The organism is Plantactinospora sp. KLBMP9567, from assembly GCF_033446045.1.
GTDB lineage: Bacteria > Actinomycetota > Actinomycetes > Mycobacteriales > Micromonosporaceae > Plantactinospora.
Genome location: NZ_JAWQRR010000010.1, coordinates 200,285 through 226,759, shown reverse-complemented (window position 1 = coordinate 226,759; position 26,475 = coordinate 200,285). Strand labels below are relative to the sequence as shown.

The 26,475-nt window shown below is 73.3% G+C and carries 18 protein-coding genes and 3 pseudogenes; 16 read left to right on the top strand and 5 right to left on the bottom strand.

The features are described from left to right. Nucleotides 1–3 precede the first annotated feature (3 nt). Nucleotides 4–354, bottom strand: a pseudogene (locus tag R6Y94_RS08705) (N-acetyltransferase family protein); the annotation flags it as partial. A gap of 170 nt (nt 355–524) precedes the next feature. Here R6Y94_RS08705 and R6Y94_RS08700 point away from each other — a divergent pair. Both R6Y94_RS08700 and R6Y94_RS08695 read left to right on the top strand, forming a co-directional pair. Next, nucleotides 525–1,754, top strand: a complete 1,230-nt coding sequence (locus R6Y94_RS08700; protein ID WP_318395261.1) for a winged helix-turn-helix domain-containing protein — start codon at nt 525–527, stop codon at nt 1,752–1,754. Nucleotides 1,755–1,857: 103 nt separating this feature from the next. Beyond that, nucleotides 1,858–2,463: a DUF2752 domain-containing protein gene (locus R6Y94_RS08695; protein ID WP_318395260.1), complete on the top strand. Its 606-nt coding sequence runs from the start codon at nt 1,858–1,860 to the stop codon at nt 2,461–2,463. A 74-nt stretch (nt 2,464–2,537) separates the two neighbouring features. Here the strand turns inward: R6Y94_RS08695 and R6Y94_RS08690 are convergent, their stop codons facing one another. Both R6Y94_RS08690 and R6Y94_RS08685 read right to left on the bottom strand, forming a co-directional pair. After that, a complete protein-coding gene (locus tag R6Y94_RS08690; RefSeq protein ID WP_318395259.1) occupies nt 2,538–5,912 on the bottom strand; it encodes a S8 family serine peptidase in 3,375 nt (1,124 codons plus the stop codon). Nucleotides 5,913–6,184: 272 nt separating this feature from the next. Then, nucleotides 6,185–7,285 (bottom strand): hypothetical protein, encoded by a 1,101-nt coding sequence (locus R6Y94_RS08685; RefSeq protein WP_318395258.1) that lies wholly within the window; start codon nt 7,283–7,285, stop codon nt 6,185–6,187. An 834-nt stretch (nt 7,286–8,119) separates the two neighbouring features. Here R6Y94_RS08685 and thyX point away from each other — a divergent pair. From thyX to R6Y94_RS08660, 5 genes are all read left to right on the top strand, one after another. Continuing rightward, the gene (gene thyX / locus R6Y94_RS08680) at nt 8,120–8,863 is read left to right on the top strand and encodes an FAD-dependent thymidylate synthase (protein ID WP_318395286.1); all 744 of its coding nucleotides are present in this window, start codon (nt 8,120–8,122) and stop codon (nt 8,861–8,863) included. 46 nt (nt 8,864–8,909) lie between these two features. After that, the gene (gene dapA, locus R6Y94_RS08675; RefSeq protein WP_318395257.1) at nt 8,910–9,830 is read left to right on the top strand and encodes a 4-hydroxy-tetrahydrodipicolinate synthase; all 921 of its coding nucleotides are present in this window, start codon (nt 8,910–8,912) and stop codon (nt 9,828–9,830) included. Nucleotides 9,831–10,033: 203 nt separating this feature from the next. Next, entirely contained in the window at nt 10,034–11,722 is a 1,689-nt protein-coding gene (locus tag R6Y94_RS08670; RefSeq protein ID WP_318395256.1) for a ribonuclease J, read from the top strand. Nucleotides 11,723–11,981: 259 nt separating this feature from the next. Beyond that, on the top strand, nt 11,982–13,655 hold the full coding sequence (locus tag R6Y94_RS08665; protein WP_318395255.1) for a S1 family peptidase: 1,674 nt from the start codon (nt 11,982–11,984) through the stop codon (nt 13,653–13,655). Nucleotides 13,656–13,872: 217 nt separating this feature from the next. Then, a complete protein-coding gene (locus R6Y94_RS08660) occupies nt 13,873–14,289 on the top strand; it encodes a DUF2784 domain-containing protein (protein ID WP_318395254.1) in 417 nt (138 codons plus the stop codon). Here the strand turns inward: R6Y94_RS08660 and R6Y94_RS08655 are convergent. Together R6Y94_RS08655 and R6Y94_RS08650 are read right to left on the bottom strand one after the other, a co-directional pair. Further along, nucleotides 14,231–15,997: a YbjN domain-containing protein gene (locus R6Y94_RS08655; protein WP_318395253.1), complete on the bottom strand. Its 1,767-nt coding sequence runs from the start codon at nt 15,995–15,997 to the stop codon at nt 14,231–14,233. The genes R6Y94_RS08660 and R6Y94_RS08655 overlap by 59 nt on opposite strands. A gap of 95 nt (nt 15,998–16,092) precedes the next feature. Next, nucleotides 16,093–16,560: a YbjN domain-containing protein gene (locus tag R6Y94_RS08650; RefSeq protein ID WP_318395252.1), complete on the bottom strand. Its 468-nt coding sequence runs from the start codon at nt 16,558–16,560 to the stop codon at nt 16,093–16,095. Between the two features lie 190 nt (nt 16,561–16,750). On the opposite strand from R6Y94_RS08650, the gene R6Y94_RS08645 reads away from it, so the two are divergent. The 9 genes and pseudogenes from R6Y94_RS08645 to pspM all read left to right on the top strand — a co-directional run bounded on the left by R6Y94_RS08645 (nt 16,751) and on the right by pspM (nt 26,473). Continuing rightward, nucleotides 16,751–19,222, top strand: coding sequence for a DNA translocase FtsK (locus R6Y94_RS08645; RefSeq protein WP_318395251.1), 2,472 nt, complete (start codon nt 16,751–16,753; stop codon nt 19,220–19,222). Between the two features lie 102 nt (nt 19,223–19,324). Further along, complete coding sequence (locus R6Y94_RS08640; RefSeq protein ID WP_318395250.1) at nt 19,325–20,284, top strand: ornithine cyclodeaminase family protein; 960 nt, start codon at nt 19,325–19,327, stop codon at nt 20,282–20,284. Nucleotides 20,285–20,344: 60 nt separating this feature from the next. Further along, complete coding sequence (rimO, locus tag R6Y94_RS08635; protein ID WP_318395249.1) at nt 20,345–21,856, top strand: 30S ribosomal protein S12 methylthiotransferase RimO; 1,512 nt, start codon at nt 20,345–20,347, stop codon at nt 21,854–21,856. A 232-nt stretch (nt 21,857–22,088) separates the two neighbouring features. Then, nucleotides 22,089–22,631 (top strand): CDP-diacylglycerol--glycerol-3-phosphate 3-phosphatidyltransferase, encoded by a 543-nt coding sequence (gene pgsA / locus R6Y94_RS08630; protein ID WP_318395285.1) that lies wholly within the window; start codon nt 22,089–22,091, stop codon nt 22,629–22,631. A 97-nt stretch (nt 22,632–22,728) separates the two neighbouring features. Next, nucleotides 22,729–23,253 carry a CinA family protein gene (locus R6Y94_RS08625; protein WP_318395248.1) on the top strand — a complete coding sequence of 175 codons (525 nt, stop codon included), beginning with the start codon at nt 22,729–22,731 and terminating at the stop codon, nt 23,251–23,253. Between the two features lie 457 nt (nt 23,254–23,710). Then, nucleotides 23,711–24,049 (top strand): annotated as a pseudogene (locus R6Y94_RS08620) (helix-turn-helix domain-containing protein); the annotation flags it as partial. Nucleotides 24,050–24,091: 42 nt separating this feature from the next. Then, a pseudogene (locus R6Y94_RS45075) lies at nt 24,092–24,436 on the top strand (hypothetical protein); the annotation flags it as partial. Between the two features lie 288 nt (nt 24,437–24,724). Continuing rightward, nucleotides 24,725–25,588 (top strand): PspA/IM30 family protein, encoded by an 864-nt coding sequence (locus R6Y94_RS08615; protein ID WP_318395247.1) that lies wholly within the window; start codon nt 24,725–24,727, stop codon nt 25,586–25,588. 105 nt (nt 25,589–25,693) lie between these two features. After that, nucleotides 25,694–26,473 carry a phage shock envelope stress response protein PspM gene (gene pspM / locus R6Y94_RS08610; RefSeq protein ID WP_318395246.1) on the top strand — a complete coding sequence of 260 codons (780 nt, stop codon included), beginning with the start codon at nt 25,694–25,696 and terminating at the stop codon, nt 26,471–26,473. The last annotated feature ends 2 nt before the right edge of the window (nt 26,474–26,475 follow it).

Here is a 26,475-nt window from a genome sequence, read left to right as displayed (position 1 = left end):
CCGTTCGTAGAATCGGCGGGCCCGCCGGTTGTCGGCGAGTACCCAGAGCCGCAGCTCGGTCCAGCCGAGTGCGGTCAGCTCGGCGACCGAGGCGGCGAGCAGTCGCCGGCCCACCCCGGCGCCCCAGTGCCCGGGCCGCACGTAGAGACCGAGGATCTCGGCGTACCGGTGGTCGAGGCGTTCCGGGTCCTGGTCGATCCGGTACGGCCCGACGGTGCAGAAGCCGAGCACCGTCTCGTCGTCGCCCCGGGCCACCAGGGTCCGGAACGGGTGGTCGGGCTCGGCGGTGCCGAGGTCGCGGCGGCGCTGCGCCCAGGCGGTGACGTTCAGCCGGGCCAGCACCTCGGCCGGCATGATTTCGGCGTACCCCGTCTGCCAACTCCGGACGTGCACCTCGGCGATGGCCAGGGCGTCGTCGGGGCCCTCGGGGCTGACGGCTAGCATCAGCATTGTTTTATCCCGTTTTGCGGGCCAGGTCCAGGTCCGCCGCGTCGTGTCGGACCCGTCGGCTAGGGTCCGGAGCGATGACCGTACCTGAATCGTTGTCGCTCTCCCAGGCCCGGCGGATCGCGCTGGCCGCCCAGGGCTTCGCTGATCCCGCACCCGGAGCCGTGCCGACCCGTCGCCACCTGCGCCGGGTGCTCGACCGGCTCGGCCTGCTCCAGATGGACTCGGTCAACGTCCTGCAACGGGCGCACTACCTGCCGCTCTACAGCCGGCTCGGGCCCTATCCGGCCGAGCTGCTCGACCGGGCCGCCTACCGGCGTCCCCGGGACGTCTTCGAATACTGGGGGCACGAGGCGTCGCTGGTCCGGGTCGACCTGCAACCGGCGCTGCGCTGGCGGATGGCCGCCGCGCACACCGACGCCTGGGGCGGGATGCGCCGGATCGCCGTCGAGCAGCCGGAACTGGTCGCCCGGGTCCTCGACGAGGTACGCGCCAGCGGCCCGATGACCGCCGCCGAGATCGAGCACGACGCGCCCCGGGAGACCGGCAACTGGGGCTGGAACTGGTCGGCGGTGAAGCGCGCCTGTGAATTCCTCTTCTGGGCCGGCGAGCTGACCGCCGCCGCCCGGAACAGCTCCTTCGCCCGGGTCTACGACGTACCGGAACGGGTGCTGCCGCCGGAGGTGCTGGCCGCGCCGACCCCGGAGCCGGCCGAGGCATACCGCGAGCTGGTCGGGATCGCCGCCCGGGCGCTCGGGGTGGCGGCCGAGCCGGACCTGCGGGACTACTTCCGGCTGCCGGTCGCCGCCGCCCGCACCGCCCTCGCCGAACTGGTCGAGGCGGGCGTGCTGCGGCCGGTCACGGTGCAGGGTTGGCGGCTGCCCGGCTATCTGCACCGGGACGCCCGACTGCCCCGGTGGATCCGGGCCAGCACCCTGGTCAGCCCCTTCGACCCGCTGATCTGGGAGCGGTCCCGCACCGAGCGCCTCTTCGGGTTCAGCTACCGGATCGAGATCTACGTCCCCGCGCCGCAGCGGGTGTACGGCTACTACGTCCTGCCGTTCCTGCTCGGCGACCGGTTCGTCGCCCGGGTCGACCTGAAGGCCGACCGCAAGGCGGGGACGCTGCTGGTGCCGGCGGCCTGGGCCGAGCCCGGCACCGATCCGGTCGAGACCGCCCCGGCCCTCGCCGCCGAGCTGCACCGGCTGGCCGGCTGGCTCGGCCTGGGCGCGGTGGCGGCCCCGGTCGGCGGAGACCTCGCCGGGCCGCTCGCCGCCACCCTCGCCAGCATGCTCGCGGTACGGTGAGACGAGCCGGCCGGCGTCCGCCGGGCCGGCGGGCGGCGCGTCGCGAGCGGTGGCAAGCGATGCCGACGCCGTGGCGGACGTGATTGGCGACGGGCAGGACGGAATGACAAGCGTTGACGAGACCCGGTCCGGCGAAGCCGGGGCGACGCCGGCCGGCGACCCGACTCCGCCGGGCGGGGACGTGGGGACCTATCCGGGCTATCCGGCTGTGGACCCGGCGGTCTACCCGGGCTATCCGGTGCCCCCCTACCAGGCTCCCGAGCCCGACCGGCTCACCCGGTTCGTCAACCGGATCCAGGCGCGGGCACCCCGCTGGCTCGCCCCGGTGGCGGCGCTCGGCTGCATGGCCGGCGCGGTCGGCTACACCCTCTTCGCCGATCCGACCCGCAGCGCACCCGATGCGGCGCCGTCCTGCATCCTCAAACTCACCACCGGGTTGGACTGCCCGGGCTGCGGCGGCACCCGCGCGTTCTGGTACGTCCTGCACGGAGACCTGCCGGCGGCGGCCCGGCACCACCTGCTCTTCGTCTTCGCCCTGCCGTTCCTGCTCTACCTCTACGTCGCCTGGGCAGGTCGGCAGTTCTTCGGCTGGAAGCTGCCGCAGTTGGAGATCACCCCGAAGACGATCGGCATCTTCCTCGCCGCCTGGGGGGTCTTCTCGGTGCTGCGCAACCTGCCTTGGGCGCCCTTCGACGCCTTCTACGTCTAGTCGACGGCTGCGGTCTACGTCTAGTCGACGGCTGCGGTGACCGGCAGGATCCGGTCACCGCAGCCGTACGCCCACTAGCCGATCTTGTATGCCCGGATCACCGTCTGGGTGACCGTGTTCCCGGCGGTGTCGGTGGCGCTGGCCCGCAGCGAGACGTACCCCGGCTCGGCCGGATGCCGCAGCACCGCCTGCCCGGCCGTCACCTCTGCCGGAGCCCAGTTCACCCCGTCGTCGTACGACACCTCGACGGTCAGGTTCTCGTTGGCGCCGGCTCCCGACTCGGGCTGCGCCGTCACGGTCACCGGGATGGTCCCGGTCTGCCCGGCCGGGGTGCTGTTGTCGTTGTCCACCCGGGGCGAGAAGCGCACCGTGGAGATCGGCAGCCGGACCGGCGACTCCCCGTCGACGTGCCCGGAGCGGAAGGTCCAGGTCACGCTGACCCGGGTGGAGAGGGTCGCCGGCCCGCTCCGCTCCGCCGTCATGGTCAGCCGGTAGTCCCCGGTCTCGGGTGGCAGTTCGAGCGTTCCGTTCAGACCGTCGAGTTCGGCCAGTACCTTGCCGTCGCGCTCCAGGGTGATCCGGCCGGTGGCGATCGAGGAGAAGCCTGCCCGGCCGACGCCGTCACCGTAGAGCGGGGCCTGGACGGTGAGGGTGTCGCCGAGCCGGGTCACCCACTGGTGCTCGTACGGCGGTGCCGCCACCGTCGGCCCGAACACCCCGCGACTCCACTGCTCCTGGTACGCCTGCCCGGCCCGGTAGGTCATCGGCGGCGCCACCAGGCTGGTCAGGTACGCCTGCTCCGTACCGGAGCCGGTCGTCTCGTCGACCGAACGGAACCACTGTGCCCGGCCGTCGGTGTTGTAGTACTCGATCCGGGTCGACGGCAGCGGGAAGGTCATCGCGTGCGCGAACCCGCCCATCACCGACTCCGGCAGCACCGCCCAGGCCAGTTTCCGGCCGCTGCTGCCGGAGGACTCGTGACCGTGGTCGGCCCGGACCGTGGCCAGGTCGGCGGCGGTCACCTGTCGGGTGAAGCCGTTGCCCATCCGCCCCTCGTCGAGCCAGCAGAGCAGGTACGCGTACGAGTGGTCCGCCGCGTCGGCCGGGGCGAACGTGGCGGTGGTCCGGGAGACGAACCCGGCGGCCGCCTGGTCCGGCCCGACCCGACCGGTACGCAGCCGCTCGAAGGTGCCGCCGAGGGTGCCGACCTCGGCGGTGCGTCCGGCGGCCAGCACGCTGGTGGCCAGTTCGGCGAAGACCTGCCGGGCGCCGCTGTTCGGCACGGTCACCTCCAGCGGTCGACCGAGCCGGGCGTCGAGGACGACGCTCCGGTCGCCGCTGACCTCCAGCTCGGGCTGGGCGAGGATGCTGGTCAGATAGATGCCGTCGAGCGGGCTGGTTATCGCGGTGAGTGCCGCGTAGCGCCCCTTCGGCACCCGGAGGGTCGCCGTGCCGTCCTCGGTGACCGGCATCGAGATCGATCCGGCGCTGTCCAGCCCGGCCAGCATGGTCAGATAACCGTTGGTCGGCTCGCCGGCCTGGCCGAGGTGCGAGACCTTGACGTCGTAGCTCTCCACCTCGCGGTCGACCGCCAGCGGCGTGGGCACACTCCCGCCACCGCTCACGGTCGCGGTGAGGTGGCCGGTGAGCTGCCCCAGCGGGCCGCCGCTGCCGGCCGTGTCGGCGGTGACGGTCGCCTCGGCGGTGCCGCCGGCCGGCACGGTGACGCTGCTCGGCGTGACCGCGAACATCCCGGTCGGCACGGCGGTGCCGTCCGGCGCGACCGCCCGTACCCCGAGTTGCAGCGTGACCGGCGTGGTGCCCGCGTTGTGGTAGCTGACCGTACGCCGGACCGGGGTGTCGTCGTCGTGCGGCCATGCCTGCCGGCCGAAGCTCAGGCTCGGCGGGTCGGCGGTGACCCGCTGGTCGAGCGCCCGGGCGACGTCCAGCCGGCCGGCCCCCTGGGCGAAGACGCTGAGTTCGGGGTTGGGTCGGGCGGCGGCCATCAGCGCGGCCTTCAGGTTGCCCGCCGGCAGGTCCGGCTGGCGCTGCGCCAGGATGGCGGCGGCCCCGGCGACGTGCGGGGCGGCCATCGAGGTGCCGGACATACTGATCCCGCCGCCCTCGGGCACGTCCGGCCCGGTGTCGATGCTCCGGGCGGCGACGATGTCCAGGCCGGGCGCGGTCAGGTCGGGCTTGATGGCGCCGTCGCCGAGCCGGGGGCCCTGGCTGGAGAAGCCGGCCAGCCCGTCGGACTTGCTGACCGCGCCGACCGCCAGCGCGGCGTCGGCGGTGGCCGGCGAGCCGATGGTACTGGTACCCGGAATGTTGCCGGCCGCGACCACGAAGAGGGTGTCGTGCGCCTCGGTCAACTCCCCGAGGGCCTGCTCGATCGGGTCCACCACCGGGCTGTCCAGGCCGGTCAGGCTCATGTTGACCACCTGGGCGCCCGACTCGGCCGCCCACTGCATGCCGGCGATGATCGCCGACTCTGCGCAGCCGCCGGCCGCGCAGACCTTGCCGTCCAGCAGCCGGGAGCCGGGGGCGACCCCCTTGAACCGGGCCGCACCGGTACCGGCCACGGTGGAGGCGACGTGTGTGCCGTGTCCGGCGGTGTCCCGGTCGTCCTCGGCGCCGTCGGTGAAGTTGCGCTGCCCGGTCACCTGTCCGGCGAGGTCCGGGTGGGTTTCGTCGATGCCGGTGTCCAGCACCCCGACGGTCACTCCGGTGCCGTCGAACCCGGCGGCCCAGGCGGCCGGCGCGCCGACCTGCGGGACGCTCTCGGCCAGGGCGGGCCGGCGCAGGCCGTCGAGCCAGACGGTGCGGACGGTCGCGGCCATGGTGCGCCGGGTCGGCTCCGGCCCGGTCAGGTCGGTCCAGAAGCGGGGCAGCCCGGCCCGGTCCACCGCGACGGCCTGCCCGGCGACCGGCGGCAGGTCGCGGACCAGTCGCGCACCGGCACCGACCAGCGCGCGCTGTCCCTGCACCCGGGCGTCGGCACCGGCGTACGTCACCAGCAGCGGCAGGTCTCCCCGGCGGTCGTAGCCGAACTCCAGCAGGGCGGTGACGTCGAAGAGCCGCTCGTCCAGCCGCCCGCTGCGGACCAGGGCGAGGGCGTCGGTCGGAATGACGTGCAGCCGGTCGGCGACTCTCCGGGTCAGGAACTCGATGCCGGTCCGGCCGGGTCCCGGCTCGACGCTCGCCTTGAGGTCGCTGGTGACGGTGACCCGGTCACCGGTGACCAGGCTGACGGTCCGGGCACCGGTACCCGCCGTCGGGTCGGGCCCGGATGTGCCGGGCGGAGTCGACGATTCGGCCGGTACCGCGTATCCGGCGAGGCCCGGCGGTCCCGCCATCGCGGCCGTGCCTGCCGGCGGTCCCGGTACGGCGAACGTGAGCAGCAGGGCGAGGCCCGTTACTCCCCGCGTAAGCCTTTTAACTGGATTCATGGTGTGCCTCCCCTGGATACCGGTCATACCGGCACTCCTGAACATTGACCGAAACACATCACCGGAGAGGCGGCAACATAGACGTCCATAGATTGGGATGATCGCTGGCCCTCGGCACGATCGGCGGGGCGCGCTGGTGTCGGTGCGTCATCCAGACTGCACGGCCCGGCCGGGCCCGCCGCTTCGCGCAGCGGCCTACGGCCCGCCGCTGGCGCGGGTCTTCGGGCGGGTGCCGTCAGCGTCAGCGGTGCGGCTGGCGGGTGCCGTCAGCGTCAGCGGTGCGACTGCGGCACGGCCGGCGGGACGCTCAGGGCGGGTGTCGCGAGCTGCCAGAGTACTCCGGCGTCCACGCCGAGTACGGTGCCCAGATTGTGTAGTTCGGTCTCGGTGGGGATCTGGTGGGCGGCGAGGATGTCGGCCACGGTGGTGGCGGTCAGTCCGGTCCGGACGGCTAGTTCGGTGACGGTGGTGCGGCCGAGTTCGGCGTAGGTGCAGAGGTACTGGGCGAGTGCCCGCTGCGGTAGTGGCGCGGCCGGGTTGATGTGCTGGGAGAGCTGCCCGAGTGGGCTGCGTTGCCGCCGTTCGAGGGCTGTCGACAGTTCGGTGGGGTGCTGATTCGGTCCGGTGCCCGGCTCTGTGAGCAGCATGACCTGCACCGTCAGCCGGGCGCAGTCGGCTCGTAGGTCTGCGATGTCGATTGTGATGTCGCGGTTGCGTCCGTCCTTTTCGGAAGCGTGCTGGTACTGCCCGCTCGGTTGGTTGGCATCCGGGCGGGCGTTGCCGAGTGGGGCGCTGTTCGGGGTGCGGTTTCGTCGCGGTGTGCTGTGCCGGCCGGGTGCGGACGCGTTCGGCGTGCGGACCGTGCCGGCCGGTGCGGGACCGGCCGGGGCCTGGACCGGACGATGCTTGGTGAGCTTTTCAGGCCGGGCGCGGCTGTCGGGACCGGGGAGGCTGTCGGGATTCATGGTGTCCGGGTTGGCGGGCTTGTCGGGATCGAGGTTGTCGGAGGTGGTCCTCGCCGGGTGGGGACGGTGCGTGGCTCGTCGGGTGGCGGCTCGGTGCAGGGTGGCGGCCTCGGCGCGGATGCGTTCGCGGGGTGCGTGCTCCGGCAGGCACTGGATGATTATTTCCGTTGTGGACCAGGGCGGGCCGTGTCGATACCGGCCGGAGAGGTGCTCGGAGAGCGTCTGTCGGGTGTAGCCGATCGGCAGGATGCGGCGTGTGGCGGCGGTACGTAGGACTTCGGCCTGCCCGCCTGTTAACTCCGGTCCGGTGACCAGGTGTCGGACGTAGAGCGTGTATGCCGCCGCTTCCGGGGTGGCGCAGCGGGCGCGGATCGTGTCGTCGTCGATGCCGGGAGGTCCGGGGGGCATGTCGGTTAGTCCTTGCCGGAGAGGTGGTTCCGACAGCGGCGCTGCCTGTCGGAACCTTGGGGGTAGGGCGGCGGTGCTCTTTTCCGACAGTCGACGGACCGGCGAGAGTACCTGCGGCTGCTCGCCGGTCCAGCCGGCTGGCGGGCGGGCTGTGGTCCTCCGTGCCGCCCGGTCGGCAAGCCCGGGTCGCGTGCGGAGGACCTCCTTCGAAGACTACTGATCGTGGAAGGTCGATGACAGAATGCCTCATCGTGCCCGATGGTGGGGTGCCGGGTTGCTGTTCCTCGGTACCGCCGTGGCGACCGCGACCGCCCGGACCTGGCTCCGTCGCTGCCGTCGGCTGCCGGGCCACACGGTTCGGTCGGACCCGCCGCCGGCCGGCCGGTTCCGGCACCGGCCCCGACATCGGCGCCGGTCCGCCGTCTCGCGTCCGGGTCGCCGGTGACACCGCCGAGGTGGTGACCGGCCGTCGTGGCGCCGCCCGGGCCGGCCCAGTGCCCGGGCGCCGGGCAACCAGGAAGCCGTCCCGAGCGGGATCAGTCGCGGTACGACGCGCAAGATCGTGCTACTTCCCGGAACAAGATCGTGCTACTTCCCGGAAGGAGTGGCCTTCGTCGGCGTACAGAGGCCACTCCTTCCCCGATATTGCGCGATCATTCCCGGTCTCCGCCTCGGGCTTGGCGCAGCGGCGAGCGTTCAGTCCGGTGCGGTGATCTTGGTGGTCGGGTCCTGCCGGGCGAGGCCGACGACGAGTGGCGGGTGCGGGCCATCGACGCCGGCAGGGGGTCGTCGGGGATCGCGCCGGAGGCGACTAGAGTCCGAGGAATGCCGGAGATGGTTGCCCCCCAGGTCAAGGTCATCGCGTGGACGCACTTCGAGCCACCGGAGGACGTACCCTGGTCGACCGACGCGGACGGCGGCCAGGCGCTGGCCGAGTTCGCCGGCCGGGCCTGCTACCAGTCGTGGCGCAAGCCCAACCCGGCCACCGCGACCAACGCGGGTTACCTCGCGCACATCCTGGAGAGCCAACACCTCTCGGTGCTGGAACACGGCAGCGTGACGTTCTACTTCACCGGCGTGTCCCGCTCGTTCACCCACGAACTGGTACGCCACCGGCACTTCTCCTACTCCCAGCTCTCCCAGCGGTACGTGCCGGAGCGCGAGGCCGCCATGGTGGAGCCCTCGGTGATCGCCGAGGACGCCGAGCTGCACAAGCGGTTCGTGGAGGCGAGCGAGGCGAGCCTGCGGGCCTACAACGACCTGCTGGAGGGGCTGGAACGGCGCTTCGCCGACGTCGAGAACCCGACATTGCGCCGCAAGCAGGCCCGGCAGGCCGCCCGGGCGGTGCTGCCGAACGCCACCGAGACCCGCATCGTCGTCACCGGCAACTACCGCGCCTGGCGGCACTTCGTGGCGATGCGGGCCACCGAGGGCGCCGACGTCGAGATTCGTGAGCTGGCCGTCGAGTGCCTGCGGCAGCTCCAGCGGGTCGCACCGAACGTCTTCGCCGACTTCACCATCCGTGCGCTGCCGGACGGCACCGAGATCGCCACCAGCCCGTACGCCCAGTTGTCCTGAACCCTTCCCCGCCGGTCGGGCGGCGGCAGTCCGATAGGTTGTTCGCATGACCCACCACCCTGACAACGCCGGTCGGGCGGCACCCCGTCCGTTCGGGCGCCTGCTCACCGCGATGGTGACCCCGTTCACCCCGGACGGCTCGCTGGATCTCGACGGCGCGGCCCGGCTCGCGGCCTACCTGGTGGACGAGCAGGGCAACGACGCGCTGGTCGTGAACGGGACCACCGGCGAGTCGCCGACCACCACCGACGCGGAGAAGGAGCGGCTGATCCGCACCGTGGTCGAGGCGGTGGGCGACCGGGCCCAGGTGGTCGCCGGGGTCGGCACCAACGACACCCGGCACACCATCGAGCTGGCCGGTGCCGCCGAGAAGGCCGGGGCGCACGGGTTGCTGGTGGTCACGCCGTACTACAACAAGCCGCCGCAGGCCGGGCTGGTCCGGCACTTCACCGCGGTGGCCGACGCCAGCGCGCTGCCGGTGATGCTCTACGACATCCCGCACCGCAGCGGCGTGCCGATCGCCACCGAGACCCTGCTGCGGCTCGCCGAGCACGAGCGGATCGTCGCGGTGAAGGACGCCAAGGGCGACCTGATCGCCAGTTCGGTGGTGACTGGCCGGACCGACCTGGCCTACTACTCCGGCGAGGACGCGTTGACGCTGCCCGCCCTGGCGATCGGTGGGGTCGGCCTGGTCGGCACCTCGACCCACCTGACCGGGGCGCTCACCAAGCAGATGATCGAGGCGTACGACCGGGGCGCCTCCGCCGAGGCGCTGGCCCTGCACCGGCGGCTGCTGCCGCTGTTCACCGGGATCTTCCGCACTCAGGGCACCATTCTGGTCAAGGCGGCACTTTCCGCGTGGGGCCTGCCCGCCGGGCCGGTACGCCCACCGCTGGTGGAGGTCACCTCCGACGAGATGGCCCAGTTGCGGGCGGACTGTGCCGAAGCCGGGCTGGAGTTGCCGTGAGCGGGGGCAGGGGCAGCGGCGGACAGCGTTGCGAGGCGACAGCATGAGCGAGCGTAGTGAGCGAATCGGTCGGCTCAGTGCGGGTGTGCCTCATGACGGTACGGAGCGAAGCGGAGTGCCGGCATGAGCGAGCGTAGTGAGCGAATCGGTCGGCTCAGTGCGGGTGTGCCTCATGACGGTACGGAGCGAAGCGGAGTGCCGGCATGAGTCAGCCGGGAATTGAGCTGGAGCTGCCGCCGCCGCTGCCCGAGGGCGGGCTGCGAATCGTGCCGCTGGGCGGGCTCGGCGCCATCGGGCGGAACATGACCGTCTTCGAGTACGACGGCAAGCTGCTGATCGTCGACTGCGGGGTGCTCTTCCCCGACGTCGAGCAGCCCGGCGTCGACCTGATCCTGCCGGACTTCGCGCCGATCCTGGACCGGCTCGCCGACGTACAGGCGATCGTGCTCACGCACGGGCACGAGGACCACATCGGGGCGGTGCCTTACCTACTGGCCCACAAACCGGACATCCCGCTGGTCGGCTCGCAGTTCACCCTCGCCCTGGTCGAGGCGAAGCTGGCCGAGCGGCGGATCGAGCCGTACACGCTGACGGTGCGGGAGGGGGGCCGGGAGCGGCTCGGCCCGTTCGAGTGCGAGTTCTTCGCGGTCAACCACTCGATCCCGGACGCTCTCGCGGTGGCCATCCGGACCCCGGCCGGACTGGTGCTGCACACCGGCGACTTCAAGATGGACCAGCTTCCGCTGGACGGCCGGATCACCGACCTGGCCGGCTTCGCCCGGCTCGGCGGGGAAGGCGTCGACCTGCTGCTCTCCGACTCGACGAACGCGGAGATCCCCGGCTTTGTCACGCCGGAGCGGGAGATCGGGCCGGTCCTCGACTCGATCTACGCGAAGGCGCGTGGCCGGATCATCGTCGCCTCGTTCGCCTCACACGTGCACCGGGTGCAGCAGGTGCTGGACTCGGCCGCCGAGCACGGCCGGAAGGTCACCTTCATCGGCCGGTCGATGGTGCGGAACATGGGCATCGCCCGCGACCTCGGGCTGCTCCGGATCGAGCCCGGACTGGTGGTCGGGCTGGACGAGGCGACCATGCTGCCGCCGGACCAGATCGTGCTGATGTCGACGGGTTCGCAGGGCGAGCCGATGAGCGCGCTGGGTCGGATGGCCACCGGCGACCACCGGCACATCACGGTCGCCCCCGGCGACACGGTGGTGCTGGCCAGCTCGCTGGTGCCGGGCAACGAGACCTCGGTCTACCGGGTGATCAACCAGCTCTGCCGGGCCGGCGCGACCGTGATCCACAAGGACGTGGCGAAGGTGCACGTCTCCGGGCACGCCCCGGCCGGTGAACTGCTCTACCTGCTCAACGTCGTCCGGCCGAGCAACCTGATGCCGGTGCACGGCGAGTGGCGGCACCTGCGGGCGCACGCCCGGCTCGGCATCGAGTCCGGGGTGGCCGCCGACCGGGTGGTGCTCTGCGAGGACGGCGACGTCGTGGACCTGGTCGAGGGGCACGCCCGGGTGGTCGGTCACCTCAAGAGCCGGTACGTCTACGTCGACGGCCTCGCCGTCGGCGACGTCGGCGAATCGCTCCTCACCGAGCGGCGGATCCTCGGCGACGGCGGGTTCATCTCGGCGACCGTGGTGGTCGACTCGGTCACCGGCAAGGTGGTCGGCGGTCCCACTGTCTCCGCCAAGGGCTTCTCGGACGACCCCGACGCGTTCAACCCGGTGATCCCGCTGATCACCGAGGCGCTGGGCCGGGCGGCCACCGAGGGCATCACCGATCCGCACCAGTTGCAGCAGATCGTCCGCCGTACGGTCGGCCGCTGGGTGAACGACGCGTACCGGCGCCGTCCGATGATCGTCCCGACCGTGGTCGAGGTCTGACCCCGGTCCACGGCGCCGACCAGCGTCTTCGAGTTGTCGGACCGGGCCCTTCCGTGCGGAAAGCGTGCGGAAGGGTCGGCGTGCTGGAAGGGCCGGAAGGGGCTTCGCGCCCAGTCGCCGCCGTTCCAGGTGATACGGACGGGAGCCGCTTCCGGTTCAGCCGATCGGCTGTGAGATTGCCCATCACCGATCCGTTCATCGGCGGCTGCCTGCCGGCCGTACCTTCCCGCGGGCTGCCCGATGGTGAAGGAGGCGATCGATGGATCGCGGACGCGCGACGCGGAGCCGGCGAGGCACGGTCAGTCGGCGGAGTACGGCACAGCGACGGGGAATCGCGATCGGGGTGACGGTGGCGACCGTCGCCGGTCTGGCGGCGGTGACCTGGCCGGCGCTGGCCGGGGAGGACCCGCCGCGATCGGAGCCGACACCCGCCGGCCCGGCCCGGCAGCTCGTCGACGCGCTGCGCCGGGACCTGTCGCTGACCGAGGCCCAGGCACGCGCCCGGCTGGACCGGGAGCAGTGGGCCCGCGGGACCACCCAGCGGCTGCGTACCGAACTCGGGGCCGGATACGGCGGCACCTGGCTCGCTGCCGACGGCAACCAGCTCATGGTGGCGGTGACCGACCAGGCGGCTGCCGCCCGGGTACGCGCCGCCGGAGCCGAACCGAAGCTGGTCACCCGGAACGCCCGACAGCTCGACACGGTCAAGGCGAGCCTCGACCGGATCGCCGACGAGGCGACCCCGGACGTCGCCGGCTGGTACGTCGACGTGTCGAACAACCGCGTCGTGGTACGCGCCCAGCCCGGTACCGAGGCCGCCGTGCGGCGGTTCGTGCAGGCCAGTGGCGCCCCGGCGAAGGCGGTCGAGGTGGTCGCCTCGGCCGAGGCGCCGGTGCCGCTGATCGACGTACGCGGCGGTGACCCGTACGTGATCGACGACCGCGCCCGGTGCTCGATCGGCTTCTCCGTCGTCGGCGGATTCGTCACCGCCGGCCACTGTGGAGCGCCGGGGGCTACCACCAGCAGCCCGGACGGGGTCGCCCAGGGTGTCGTCTCGGCCTCCTCGTTCCCCGGCGACGACTGGGGCGTGGTGGAGACCAACGACGACTGGGTTCCGCAGCCGGTGGTCAACGACTTTGACGGCGGCACGATCGCCGTCGCCGGTGGGCAGGAGGCACCGGTCGGCAGCTCGATCTGCCGCTTCGGCGCCACCACCGGCGCCCGGTGCGGTGTCGTCGAGGCGCTGAACGCCACCGTGGTCTACCCGGAGGGCACGGTCACCGGGCTCACCCGGACGAACGTCTGCGCCGAGCCGGGCGACTCCGGCGGCTCCTGGATGTCCGGCGACCAGGCCCAGGGGGTCACCTCGGGCGGCTCCGGCGACTGCACGGTGGGTGGCATCACCTTCTTCCAGCCACTGACCGAGATCCTCGAGGTCAACCAGCTCACCCTGGTCACCACTGCGAACGGGCCGACGGCGCCCCCGGCCGACCCGCCGGCGACCACCGACCCGCCGGCCGCGACGGAACCGCCCGCCGCGACCGAGCCGCCGACTGCGACCGAGCCGCCGACTGCGACCGAGCCGCCGGGCGCGACCGAGCCGCCGAGCCCGCCGCCGGGTTCCGAGTGCGCCGAGCACAAGGCGCTGAAGGCCGCCACCCTCGCGGCCGGGCGCCGTCAGGTGCAGCCCGCCGGTCGCTACTTCCGGGCCGGACACGGTCGGCAGGTCGGCTGTCTGGACGGGCCGTCCGGGGCCAACTTCGACCTGGTACTCCAGAGGTGGAGCCGGGGCGGCTGGCGTACCGTCGCCGTCTCCGCCGGGCCGACCGCGGACGAGCGGATCTCCTACAGCGGCAGCGCCGGCTTCTACCGCTACCGGGTGGAGTCCCGGCGCGGCTCCGGCGCCTACACCCTCGGCTTCTCGCTGCGCTGAGCCGGCCGACCTGCACCGAACCTTTTCAACCGCCCCTTGCGGTCCGGCCGGACCGCAAGGGGCGGACGCGGTGCGTGAGCGCAGCGCGGTCCAGGTTGAAAAGGTTCACTGAGGCAGCCGGGCGCCGAGACGATCCGTGAGCGCCGGCCGGCGGGCTGAGTATTCGTACCCGGTCCGCCGGCCGCCCGGCTGGGTAGCCTCTGTCCGGGAGGCGGCGATGGGTTACCGGTTGTTGATCACGCTGGTCCTGGTGCTGCACTTCGGCTTCCTGGGCTATCTGGCGCTCGGCGGGTTCCTCGCCTGGCGCTGGCCAAGGACGGTCTGGCTGCATCTCGGTGCCGCCGCCTGGGGCGTACTGGTGACCGCCGCGCAACTGGTCTGCCCGCTGACCTATCTCGAACACTGGGCGCGGCGCCGAGCCGGCGAAACCGGCGTCGGGCAGGGCTTCATCGACCGCTACGTCGAGGGCGTGATCTATCCCGAGCGGTACGCCGCGCTCGCCCAGGCACTGGTCGCGGTGCTGATCCTGGTCTCCTGGGTCGGCCTGTTCCAGCGGCTCGGTCTGTTCTGGGGGCTCAGGGCAGCGCGGCCACCGCGGCTGCGAAGGCGGCTCCGCTGGCGAGGGTCGCGTTGACCAGTACGGCGAGCTGACCGGCGGCGACGCCGTACTCCAGGTCGGTACTGACATCGCCGGCCAGCACCAGTTCCCCCGCCCCGAGATCCAGGACGTACGCCTTGGGTAGCAACTGGTCCTGGTTCCAGGCGTTGCAGAACTCGTACGCCTGCCCGAGCCGTTCCGCCGGCAGCCGGCGCTCGGCGGTCACCCGGGCGTGCAGGATCTCTCCCCGCTCACCCAACCGCTGGAACTCGATCAGCGCGTTGCCCCACCGGCCGCCGACCGTGCCCGCCGGACCGAGTACGTGCTGGTCCGCCCGGTCCCGCAGCACCTCCACGATCGCCGCCACGGTCAGCGGCGCGACCACCGCGGGCCCGTCGCCCCGGTCCCGGCACCCCACCGGCACCGGCTCGCACCTGCCCGCCGTTGTCGGCCTGGCTGCCGTTGTCGGCCCGGTTGGTGGCTCCGATTCCCTCCTCGGCTCTGCCGCCGGCTCCGACCTGCCCGCCGTTGTCGACTCCGCTGCCGTGGCCGACTCGGTCGCCGGCTCCGGCTTGGCTGTCGGTTCCGGTTCGGTGGCGCGTTCGGGTTCGGTGGCGCGTTCGGGCTCGGCCACCGGCTCCGGTGGCAGGCGTACCGGGCCGGGCAGCGGGCGTTCGGCCAGCCAGGAGGCGATCCGGCCGGACTGGTGGCTCGTCCCGTTGCGGGCGTCGAACCGGCCCGCCAGGTCCTCGGCGGTGGCGGTGAGCTCGGTGCTGAGCGCGGTGACGGTCAGCTCGGCGGCGTGCCGCCCGGCGTATCCGGGGCGGTGGATCAGGTGTCGCGCGAAGCCGGCCGGGCCGGCCAGTCGGCAGAGCAGGGCCCCGGCGGCGGCGAACTCCAGCGCGGACGCCTCGTCGTAGGGACGGTCCAGCTCGGGCAGGTGCCGGGCGAGGATCTCCAGTCCGCGATCGTGGTGACCGGTGAGTGCGCAGAACCGCAGGTGGTCGGCGAGGAACGGAAACCCTGCCCGCTCCCGCCGGTGCCGCCGGTAGGCGCGTACGTGTGCCGCGGCGGCCTCGTCGTACCGGCCGAGGCGCAGGTACGCCAACTGGATCGTGCCGAGCGCCCGCTCCGGCTGGTCGGGGCAGCGCGGCGTGCCGGCGAGCACCGGCTCGACCAGCTCGACCGCCTCGGTCCACCGGCCCCAGCCGGTCAGCAGCCTCGCCTGTTCGGCCGGCTCGCAGCCGACGCAGCCACTCCACTCGTCACGGGGTGCGGCCCGCCAGCGCACCAGCCACCGTCGGGCGGTCGACTCGGCGCCGACGTGGTCGGCGATCCGGCAGCGCAGGGCGTACGCCGGTCGGCAGCTCCGCCCGGCCGCCCCGAGCCGCCGCTCCAGGTCGTCGAGAGCGGCCCCGGCGCGGGTCAGCCCGATCCGCGAGGTGCCGCAGAGCGCGGCCACCGCCTCCCGGTGGTAGCCGTGCAGCCGGGCGGAGTCGATGGCGTCGAGCGTCCCCGGCGCCTGGTCGACGACGTCCAGGCACCATCGCACCGGCGGGAGCATCCGCCACGGTTCGATCTGCCGGTGCACCTCGACCAGGGCCAGCCGGGCCGCGAAGCCGAGCCCGACGTCCCCGCCGGCGTCGGCGTGCGCGACGATCCGGTCCAGCTCGGCGACCTTGGCCGCGTCGTCCGGCCGGTCCCGGGCGTCCGCCAGCGCGGCGAACAACTCGTCGCGGGTCACGCGGCGGCCGCGTGGGGTCGGGTCATGGACGGGGTCTCGCTTTCACGGGGTCGCGCCGGTTTCACGGGGTGGGGACGGGCCGCCGGTGAGTTTACTCAGCGTCGCAGCTCCGCCACGGCAGCGCACATCTGCCGGCCGGTCGAGATGCCGCAGTCGAGCAACTGGTCGAGCTGCCGCACCGTGACCCCACGCTCCAGGTCGGTGACCACCTCGCCGCAGACCCGGACGCTGCCGTCGTCGTTGACCTGCACGAACGCCTTCGGCCAGAGCCGGTCGCGGTTCCAGGCGTTGCAGAACGCGTACAGGACGGGCACGTCGTCGACCGAGAACCGGCTCGCCGCCATCGTGCGGACCTGGAGCACCTCGCCGGCCTCGCCGACCCGGAGGAAGTAGACCAGGTTGTCGTCCCAGCTACCGACCAGGTCACCGTCCGGGTCGGTGTAGCAGGTGTGGCCCCGGCCGCCGAGCACGGTGCCGAGGAGTTCGTCGGTCAGCGGCCGCAGTCGTTCCGGCCGGCCGCCACCGGGCCGGTCCGAGGCGGCCACGAAGTCCGGTACGGGCATGCGGGGTCCCTCCTGGACGGCTCCGGCTCCGCCCGTGATGGTAGGACCACGGCCGCCGGTACCGGGACAGGCCGGGCCGGGGTCGCCGGGGCGCGGGCGGTGCGGATCGGGTGTGATCCGCAAGGTAGCTGCTCAGACACGGCGCGCAAAAGCGGGGAATCCTCAGCGCGCGCAGCTAACGTGTGAACTTATGGCGGGCCGTGCCTCCTCTCAGGCGAACCGGCGCCGGAGCGGGTCCACGACCCGTACCGGCGGTACTCGGGCGGGCAACACCCGGGCGCGGCAGCCGGCCCGCGGCCGGGCCGCGGCCGTACGCCGACCGACCCGGACCAGTCCGGCGGCGTACGTCGGCCGGGCGCTCGGGGCGACCTGGATGGGGCTGGCGCACGGCGTCGGCTGGGCGATGCGGGCGGCCGGCCGGCAGGCGGCGACCGCCCGCGACCTCGACCCGGAGCATCGCCGGGACGGCGCCGGTCTGCTCCTGCTCGGCCTGGCGATCCTCAGCGCCGTGGCGGTCTGGTTCTCCTCGGCCGGGCCGCTCGGCGGTCGACTCGCCGACACCATCCGGCTGTTCTTCGGCGCGATCTCGATCGTGCTGCCGATCCTGCTGCTGATCGGGTCGGTCAGGCTGATGCGCGCGCCCGCCGAGCCGGAGCACCGGGGCCGGGGACTGGTCGGCTGGACGGCGCTGATCGTCGGCACCGCGGCACTGCTGCACATCGGACAGCATCCGGCCGACAACACCGAGCGGGACTACGCCGGTGGTCTGATCGGGGCCGGCGTCGGCGGGCCGCTGGAGAGCGCGGTCAGCGCCTGGGTCGCCGTACCGCTGCTGGTGCTGCTGCTGCTCTTCGGGCTGCTGGTGGTGACCGCGACCCCGATCAACAAGGTGCCGGAGCGGCTCGGGCTGCTCGCCGGTGCGGTGCTCGGCCGGCCGGAGTCCGAGGAGGACTCCGAGTCCGAGTCGGCGCGCGCCGCCGAGGGCCGACGGTCGCGCCGCCGACCGTCTCCGCTGCCGGGTCCGGCCGATGGGGACGAGCCCGGCTACGAGATCGACACCCCGGCGGACGAGCACGTGCCGCTGCCGCGCAAGCCGAAGGGCAGGGTACCGGCCGCCCGGAAGGCACCGGAGCCGCCGGAGCACTCCCCGGCACCGACCCGGGCGGAGCAGTTGGCGATCACCGGGCTGGCCGGCGACTACACCCTGCCGCCGGCCAACCTGCTGCGTCCCGGCGGTGCACCGAAGACCCGCAGCCGGGCCAACGACGAGGTGATCGCCGCGCTGACGGGGGTCTTCGACCAGTTCGACGTGGACGCGGCGGTGACCGGCTTCACCCGGGGCCCGACCGTCACCCGGTACGAGGTCGAACTCGGGCACGGCGTGAAGGTCGAGCGGATCACCCAGCTCTCCCGCAACATCGCGTACGCGGTCAAGTCCCCGGACGTGCGGATCCTCAGCCCGATTCCCGGCAAGAGCGCGGTCGGGGTGGAGATCCCGAACAGCGACCGGGAGGACGTGGCGCTCGGCGACGTGCTCCGGTCCAGGGCGGCGGCGAGTGACCACCACCCGATGCTGGTGGCGCTCGGCAAGGACATCGAGGGCGGCTTCGTGGTGGCCAACCTCGCCAAGATGCCGCACATCCTCATCGCCGGCGCCACCGGCGCCGGCAAGTCGAGTTGTCTGAACAGCCTGCTCGTCTCGATCCTGACCCGGGCCACCCCGGACGAGGTGCGGCTGCTGCTGATCGACCCGAAGCGGGTCGAGATGACCAACTACGAGGGGATCCCGCACCTGGTCACCCCGATCGTGACCAACCCGAAGAAGGCGGCGGACTCGCTGGACTGGGTGGTCCGCGAGATGGACATGCGCTACGACGACCTGGCCGCCGCCGGGGTACGCCACATCGACGACTACAACCGCAAGGTCCGGGCCGGCCAGATCAAGCCGCCACCGGGCAGCGAGCGGGAGATCCGACCGTACCCGTACCTGCTGGTGATCGTGGACGAGCTGGCCGACCTGATGATGGTGGCGCCGCGCGACGTGGAGGACTCGGTCGTCCGGATCACCCAGCTCGCCCGGGCCGCCGGCATCCACCTGGTGCTGGCCACCCAGCGCCCGTCGGTCGACGTGGTGACCGGCCTGATCAAGGCGAACGTGCCGTCCCGGCTCGCCTTCGCCACCTCGTCGCTGGCCGACTCCCGGGTCATCCTCGACCAGCCGGGCGCGGAGAAGCTGATCGGCCGCGGCGACGGCCTGTTCCTCCCGATGGGCGCCTCCAAGCCGGTACGCATCCAGGGCGCCTGGGTCACCGAGAACGAAATCAACGACATCGTCAAGTTCTGCAAGGAGCAGCGGGAACCGGAGTTCCGGCCCGACGTGCTCGCTCCGGTCCAGGACACCAAGAAGAAGGTCGACGAGGACATCGGCGACGACCTCGACCTGCTCGTGCAGGCGATCGAACTGGTGGTCACCTCGCAGTTCGGCTCGACCTCGATGCTCCAGCGCAAGCTGCGGGTCGGCTTCGCCAAGGCGGGCCGGCTGATGGACCTGATGGAGACCCGGGGCATCGTCGGGCCGTCCGAGGGCTCGAAGGCCCGGGACGTGCTGGTCAAGCCGGACGAGTTGGAGGAGGCGCTGGCGGCGCTCCGCCCGGACGACTGAGTGTGGACATGGCGGGTGACGGTGAGCATGGCGACGCCGCCGGAGCCGGCGCTGCGCACCGGTGGTTGACCTGAACCACGGTTGAAGTATCAGAATCCGCTGATGACCCAGTTCATCACCGACGCCGAGGTGGCGGCCCGGCTGGACCCGGCAACGGCGGTACGGGCGATCCGGGACGCGCTGCTGGCGGCACACCGGGGCCGGCTCGTCGCCCCGCCCCGGGTGGCCGCGCCGCTGGCCGGTGGCCGGCTGGTCTTCACCGCCGGGCAGCTCACCGGCGAGTGGTACGGCTTCCGCTCCTACGACACCTTCGGGCATGCCGAGGGCGAACAGGTGGTGGCCCTGCACGACGCCGGTACCGGGCGGGTCCGGGCGATCGCGGTCGGCGAGGAGATCGGCTCCCGGCGTACCGGGGCGCTCGGCGGGGTGGCGGTGGACGCGCTCGCCCGGTCGGACGCGGCCACGCTCGGAGTGGTCGGTGCCGGTGGCCAGGCGTGGGCGCAGGTCTGGGCGATCGCGGCGGTACGCCGGCTGCGCGAGGTCACCGTCTTCTGCCGTACCCCGGCCGGGCGGGAGAAGTTCGCCGCCCGGGTCCGGGCCGAGCTGGATATCCCGGCCCGGGCGGTCCGCACCGCCCCGGAGGCGGTACGCGACCGCGACGTGGTGGTGCTCGCCACCACCAGCCCCACACCGGTGATCTCGGCCGCCGACCTGAGCCCCGGCAGTCACCTGAGCACCATCGGCCACAAGCAGGTGGGCCGGGCGGAGTTCGGCCCCGACCTGCTGGAGCGGGCGGATCTGCTGGTCACCGACTCGCTGGCCCAGGCCGGCGCGTACGACCCGCCGATGCTCGGCACCGTCGGGGCGTACGCCGGGCGGTTGCGGGCGCTGGGCGCGGTGCTGGCCGGCGTGGTCCCCGGCCGGACCACGGCGGACCAGGTGACCGTCTTCTGCTCGGTCGGCCTGGCCGGCAGCGAGGCGTTCCTGCTCGACCGGCTGACCCGGCCGGAGGCCGCGCCGGCCGCCTCGGCGCCGCCGGCTCGGGGTGCCGGTCCGGGGTGACGCGCCCGGCACGGGGGCGGCCGCCGTGGCCGGGCCGTCCAGCCGTCCCGGTAGGCTCGGATGGTGTCTGCCGCTTCCCCCTCCTCGACCCCGGACCGCCGGGTCGCGCTGCTCACCCTCGGCTGTGCCCGTAACGAGGTCGACTCGGAGGAGTTGGCCGCCCGGCTGCACGCCGACGGCTGGCAGGTGACCACCGACGGCGAGGGCGCCGACGTGGTGCTCGTCAACACCTGCGGCTTCGTGGAGAAGGCCAAGCAGGACTCGATCCAGACGCTGCTCGCCGCCGCCGACACCGGGGCCAAGGTCGTGGCGGCGGGCTGCATGGCCGAGCGGTACGGCCGGGAGCTCGCCGACGGCATGCCCGAGGCCGGCGCGGTGCTCAGCTTCGACGACTATCCCGACATCTCGGCCCGGCTCGACGACGTGCTGGCCGGCAAGCAGCTCCCCGCGCACACCCCCCGGGACCGGCGCGAGCTGCTGCCGCTGACCCCGGTGGCCCGGCACGGCGGCGCGGTCGTGGTGCCGGGGCACGGCGGGACGGCCACCCGGCCGGCCGGCGGCACGCTGGTGGCCGACGAGCACACTCCGGCGCACCTGCGCCCGGTGCTGCGGCACCGGCTCGACTCCGGCCCGGTCGCCTCGCTGAAGCTGGCCAGTGGCTGCGACCGGCGCTGTGCGTTCTGCGCCATCCCGACGTTCCGCGGCGCCTTCGTCTCGCGTACCCCGGACGAGTTGCTCGCCGAGGCGGAGTGGCTGGCCCGCTCGGGCGTCCGGGAGCTGGTGCTGGTCAGCGAGAACTCCACCTCGTACGGCAAGGATCTCGGCGACCCCCGGCTGCTGGAGAAGCTGCTGCCGCAGCTCGCCGCGGTCGACGGCATCGTCCGGGTCCGGGCCAGCTATCTGCAACCGGCCGAGACCCGCCCCGGCCTGGTCGAGGTGATCGCCACCACACCGGGCGTCGCGCCCTACTTCGACCTCTCGTTCCAGCACTCCAGCGAGGCGGTGTTGCGCCGGATGCGCCGGTTCGGCTCGACCGACCGGTTCCTCGAACTGCTCGGGTCGGTGCGGGAGTTCGCCCCCGACGCCGGAGCCCGGAGCAACGTGATCGTCGGCTTCCCCGGCGAGACCCGGGCGGACGTGAAGGAGCTGGAGCGCTTCCTCACCGCCGCCCGGCTGGACGCGATCGGCGTCTTCGACTACAGCGACGAGGACGGCACCGAGGCCGCCGGCCTGCCCGGGAAGGTCTCGCCGGCCACGGTCAAGCGCCGTTACGACCGGCTCTCCGCGCTCGCCGACGAGCTCTGCTCACAGCGCGCCGAGGAGCGGCTCGGCGCCGCCGTCGAGGTGCTGGTCGACTCGGTGGACGGCGGTGTGGTGGAGGGCCGGGCGGCCCACCAGGCGCCGGAGGTGGACGGCTCGACCACCCTGGTCGCCCCGGTCGGCGGCGGGGTCGACCTGGCCGCGTTACGCCCGGGCGACCTGGTCCGGGCCAGGGTCACCGGCACCGAGGGCGTGGACCTGGTGGCCGTACCGGAGGAGATGGTGTCGGCGGCGCCGCGTGGGGCGGGGTGACCGGGGTGGCAGCGACGGTCCCGTCGGGGGCGTACCGCCGCCGGTGCGTCGGCGTCGGTGGCGGGACGCCGTCGTGACCGAGGCGGCGGATCCGGTACCGGGCCCGCCGGTGCCGCCCGGCACGGTCGGATCCGGGGCGGGCCGGGGTGGCGGGGGTGGCGGGGGTGCCGAGCCGGGCCGGGCGGCGGCGGCCGTCGATCCGGCACCCTCCGGTCGGGTCGGTCCGGTCCCGGTGGTCAACGCCGCCAATGGGCTCACCGCGCTCCGGCTGGCGCTGGTACCGGTCTTCGTCGGGCTGGTGATCAGTTCCGGGATGGTGCACGCCGGCTGGCGGGTGGCCGCCTGCCTGACCTTCGCCGTCGCCTCGGCGACGGATCTGGTCGACGGCTGGATCGCCCGGCGCTGGGCGCTGGTCACCTCGTTCGGCAAGGTGGCCGACCCGATCGCCGACAAGGCGCTGACCGGCACCGCTCTGGTCTTATTGTCCTGGTATGACCGTATCCCCTGGTGGATCACCGTACTCATCCTGGTCCGCGAGTTCGGCATCACGCTGATGCGGTTCTGGGTGATCAGGTACGGCGTGATCGCGGCCAGCCGGGGCGGCAAGGCCAAGACCGCCGTCCAGATCCTGGCCATCGTCTGGTATCTCTGGCCGGTGCCGGAGAGCGTGACCTGGGTCGGGCCCTGGATCCTCGGCGTCGCCGTGGTGGTGACCGTGGTGACCGGGCTCGACTACGTGGTCCGGGCGCTGCGGCTGCGCCGCGCCGCGCCCTGACGGCGTGCCGGACACGCATCCGCTCGACCGGCCACGAACAGATCGACGGGCCACAGATCGACCCGCAACAGACAGCGTCTGACCGGAGGAGGATCGGATGGACGACCCGGCACGGGCGGCCGACAACGGAGCCGCGGCGGTCGTACACGCGCTCGTCGACCGGGGCGCCACCCTGGCGGTGGTGGAGTCGCTCACCGGTGGCCTGCTGGCCGCCACGATCGTCGACATCGCCGGAGTCAGCAGCGTGTTCCGGGGCGGCCTGGTGACGTACGCGACCGAGTTGAAATCGTCGCTGGTGGGCGTACCGGCCGAGCTGCTCGCCGAGCGGGGCGCGGTCGACCCGGACGTGGCGGTGGCGCTGGCCGAGGGGGGCCGGGCGCGCTGCGGCGCTGACTGGTGCCTCGCCACCACCGGGGTTGCCGGCCCGGAGCCGCAGGACGGCAAGCCGGTCGGGCTCGTCTTCGTGGCGGCGGCCGGACCCTCCGGCACCGTGGTACGCCGACTCGACATCGACGGCAACCGGCTGCGGATCCGGATCGGCGCGGTGAGCGGTGCCCTGCACCTGCTCGCCGAGCGGCTGCACGCCGAGACTGACGAGAGCCCGGTCGACGGCGGGCGCTGATTTCCACTCGTCCGCCAGTTTCCACTCGTCCGCCAGCGGGGTGACCCGGGCGGATGGCCCGGGGCGGCACCCGAGCGGTACCGGAGCCGGGCGTCGCCACCAGCACCGATTCCTCTTTCCGGGCCGGCCGGCTCCGGTGCGGGCGTGCCGGCGGGTGGGCGGGCGGGGAGGAGCGGACTGGCGGGGCGGGATGTCGTCGGCGGCCGCACCGGGTACGGTTGCGGGAAGGCTCGGGCAGTCGACGTCGCGGTCACCGCCGCAACGCGGCCAGATTGAACCCGCCGCAACGCGGCCAGATCGAAGCTGCCGCAACGCGGCCAGATCAATCGGCCGCAGCGCGGTCGGATCGATGCCGCAATGTTGCGGCGAGGTCGATTTCGCCGTATCGCGGCGGGGTCGAGGTGACGGCGCCGGTCCGACGTCCGGGAGGGTCTGAGCCCGCGACACGGGAGGTGCGATGGTCCTGCTACGCCGGGTGATCGGTGATGCGCTACGGGCGCGTCGGCAGGGGCAGCACCGGACCCTGCGCGAGGTCTCCTCCGCCGCCAACGTCAGCCTGGGCTACCTCTCGGAGATCGAGCGGGGCCAGAAGGAAGCGTCGAGCGAACTGCTGGCCGCCATCTGCGACGCGCTGGGTGCCCGGCTCTCCGAACTGCTCCGCGACATCAGTGACACCGTCGAGGTGGCCGAGGGGCTGCCGGGGGTACTGGTGCCGGTCCAGGAGAGCCCGGTCTCCGGCCGGGACGGGGCGAGGCGCCCGGAGTCCGGCGGATCGGCCGAGCAGGCCGGGCGGGCCGGGCCGGCCTACCCGGAACCGGCCCGGCAGTCCGGCACGGCCGAGCCGGCTGGCCAGCCGGCCGCCGCCGAGCCCGTACGCCAGCCCCGCACCGCCGAGCCGGCCCGGCAGGCCGCGGCGGCCGAACCGGCCCGCACCGAGCCCGCCGCACAGTCGGCACGGGTCGACGCGTCCCTGGCCGGACCGGCGCTGGCCGACCGGGCACTGCGTACCCTCGCCGAGGGCGGCGTGCACCAGATCGGCGCCGAGCCGGTACGGCAAATCGCGTCCGATGGCACCGTTTCCGTGACGGTACGGCAGGAATCGCCGCTCAAGGCGACCCTGCGGACCACCCGTCGGATCCGCCCGACCACCAACCCCGAGCGGGACGTCGTCTGCGTCGGCTGATTCCACCCGACCGAGCGCCGGGCCCGCCCGGGCTTTCCGTCCCGTCCGGCTGACCGGCCCGCGCGTCGGCTGACCGGTCCGTCAGGGTGCACGGCGCCGCTGAAGGTGTGGCTCGCCGGGGCCTACCGCGTTACGGTGGCCCCTAGCGGCATATCCGGTGGATATCCCCCTGAGGTCGTATGCCGGGGTGGCGCGATCCTGGGACGATGGAGATCCTGTCGCGCGGGCGCCTTTCCTGGGCCAGCAGACACGGCCACCGGACTGATGACACTGAGGGGATACCGGGAGATGGCGAACCCGTTCGTCAAGGGCTGGCGCTACATGATGGCGCTGTTCGGCACCAAGATCGATGAGTACGCCGATCCCAAGGTGCAGATCCAGCAGGCCATCGAGGAGGCGCAGCGCCAGCACCAGGCGCTGGTCCAGCAGGCCGCAGCGGTCATCGGCAACCAGCGTCAGCTGGAGATGCGGCTGTCCCGGCAGATGTCCGAGGTCGAGCGGTTGCAGGGGATGGCCCGCCAGGCGCTGGTGCTCGCCGACCGGGCCCGGGCCGCCGGTGACGAGACCGAGGCGACGAAATACGAGCAGAGTGCGCAGACCGTCGCCACCCAGCTCGTCGCCGCCGAGCAGTCGACCGAGGATCTCAAGAGCCTGCACGACCAGGCGATCGGTGCCGCCGCCCAGGCGCGCCGTGCGGTCGAGAACAACTCGATGATCCTCCAGCAGAAGCTGGCCGAGCGGGCCAAGCTGCTCAGCCAGCTTGAGCAGGCCAAGATGCAGGAGAGCGTGGCCAAGTCGCTGGAGTCGATGTCGGCGCTCGCCGCGCCGGGCAACACCCCCTCGCTCGACGAGGTGCGGGACCGGATCGAACGGCGCTATGCCAACGCGATGGGCCGGGCCGAGCTGGCCGGCAACTCCGTCGAGGGCCGGATGCTGGAGATCCAGAAGTCCACCCTCGACCTGGCCGGCGCGTCTCGGCTGGAGCAGATCCGGTCGAGCATGGCCGGCGAGAAGCTGGCCGGCGGGACCACCACCCCGGCGGTCGAGCCGGCGGCTCCGGCAGCTGACCCGGCCGGGGTGGCCCGGCTGGACGAGATCCGGGCCAGCATGGGCCGGGACAAGCAGGCCGGCGGCAGCAGCGCCGCCGGCTGAGCCGGCGCGATCCGGCGAACGCGGGATGCCGCCGGCTCCGGCCGGCGACCATAGGGGGAGCGGAGCCGTCGGCCGGACCGGCGGCCGTCGGGGAGTGAGGTCGAGATGGCGGATCTGCGAACCCGCCACCTGCGCCGGCTGCGGAGCCTGCGCCGGTCGGTGCGGCGGTGGAGCGTGCTCGCGGGCGGCCTCGGTGGGGCGGCGGCGATCCTCACCCCCTACCAGGGGCTGGGACTGCCGGACGCGGCCTGGGCGGCGGCGGCCGGTGGTTCGGTGATGCTGGCCGTCTGGCGCTGGGCAGACCTCCGCGCGCTGGCCGCGCAGCCGGTGCCCCCGGCACCCGAGCCGGTGAGCCCGGAACAGGTCCGCGCCCGGCTGGTCGCCGCGGTCGAGCGGCTGCCCGCCGGGCGTCAGGCCCTCGCCGAGGTACGCCGGCAGCGCGCCCGGGTCGCCCTGCGCGGCTCGTCCGCGGCCGAGCCGTGGGCCCGGCTGGATCAGGCAGCCACGACGATGGCCGGTCTCGCCGGCCGGCTGACCGGTCCCGCCGGCCCGGCCGTGCTGGAGGCGACGGTGGCGGAGGAGTCGCTCCGGGACCTCGCCGAACGGGTGGCCAGTGTGGACCGGGCGGTACGGGTGGCTCCGGCCGAGACCCGGGCCGAGCTGGATGCCGCGCACCGGCACCTGACCGCGCAGCTCGACAGCGGTGTGTCGGCGTACGAGCGGCTGGTGGCGGCGGCGGCGCGTTTCGTGGCCGAGGACGGTCGCGAGTACGACGACAACTCCTCGGTGACCCGGCTCACCGAGGCGACCGACCTGCTCCGGGGCGTGGCCGGTGGCCTGGCGGAGCTGCGCTCCCGTACCGGCCCGACCCAGGCGATGTCCTGACG

Bases quoted from the DNA above. Each gene is read 5' to 3' on its own strand.
- R6Y94_RS08700 (WP_318395261.1), top strand. From the start codon at position 525: ATGACCGTACCTGAATCGTTGTCGCTCTCCCAGGCCCGGCGGATCGCG.
- R6Y94_RS08695 (WP_318395260.1), top strand. From the start codon at position 1,858: ATGACAAGCGTTGACGAGACCCGGTCCGGCGAAGCCGGGGCGACGCCG.
- R6Y94_RS08690 (WP_318395259.1), bottom strand. From the start codon at position 5,912: ATGAATCCAGTTAAAAGGCTTACGCGGGGAGTAACGGGCCTCGCCCTG.
- R6Y94_RS08685 (WP_318395258.1), bottom strand. From the start codon at position 7,285: ATGCCCCCCGGACCTCCCGGCATCGACGACGACACGATCCGCGCCCGC.
- thyX (WP_318395286.1), top strand. From the start codon at position 8,120: ATGGTTGCCCCCCAGGTCAAGGTCATCGCGTGGACGCACTTCGAGCCA.
- dapA (WP_318395257.1), top strand. From the start codon at position 8,910: ATGACCCACCACCCTGACAACGCCGGTCGGGCGGCACCCCGTCCGTTC.
- R6Y94_RS08670 (WP_318395256.1), top strand. From the start codon at position 10,034: ATGAGTCAGCCGGGAATTGAGCTGGAGCTGCCGCCGCCGCTGCCCGAG.
- R6Y94_RS08665 (WP_318395255.1), top strand. From the start codon at position 11,982: ATGGATCGCGGACGCGCGACGCGGAGCCGGCGAGGCACGGTCAGTCGG.
- R6Y94_RS08660 (WP_318395254.1), top strand. From the start codon at position 13,873: ATGGGTTACCGGTTGTTGATCACGCTGGTCCTGGTGCTGCACTTCGGC.
- R6Y94_RS08650 (WP_318395252.1), bottom strand. From the start codon at position 16,560: ATGCCCGTACCGGACTTCGTGGCCGCCTCGGACCGGCCCGGTGGCGGC.
- R6Y94_RS08645 (WP_318395251.1), top strand. From the start codon at position 16,751: ATGGCGGGCCGTGCCTCCTCTCAGGCGAACCGGCGCCGGAGCGGGTCC.
- R6Y94_RS08640 (WP_318395250.1), top strand. From the start codon at position 19,325: ATGACCCAGTTCATCACCGACGCCGAGGTGGCGGCCCGGCTGGACCCG.
- rimO (WP_318395249.1), top strand. From the start codon at position 20,345: ATGGTGTCTGCCGCTTCCCCCTCCTCGACCCCGGACCGCCGGGTCGCG.
- R6Y94_RS08625 (WP_318395248.1), top strand. From the start codon at position 22,729: ATGGACGACCCGGCACGGGCGGCCGACAACGGAGCCGCGGCGGTCGTA.
- R6Y94_RS08615 (WP_318395247.1), top strand. From the start codon at position 24,725: ATGGCGAACCCGTTCGTCAAGGGCTGGCGCTACATGATGGCGCTGTTC.
- pspM (WP_318395246.1), top strand. From the start codon at position 25,694: ATGGCGGATCTGCGAACCCGCCACCTGCGCCGGCTGCGGAGCCTGCGC.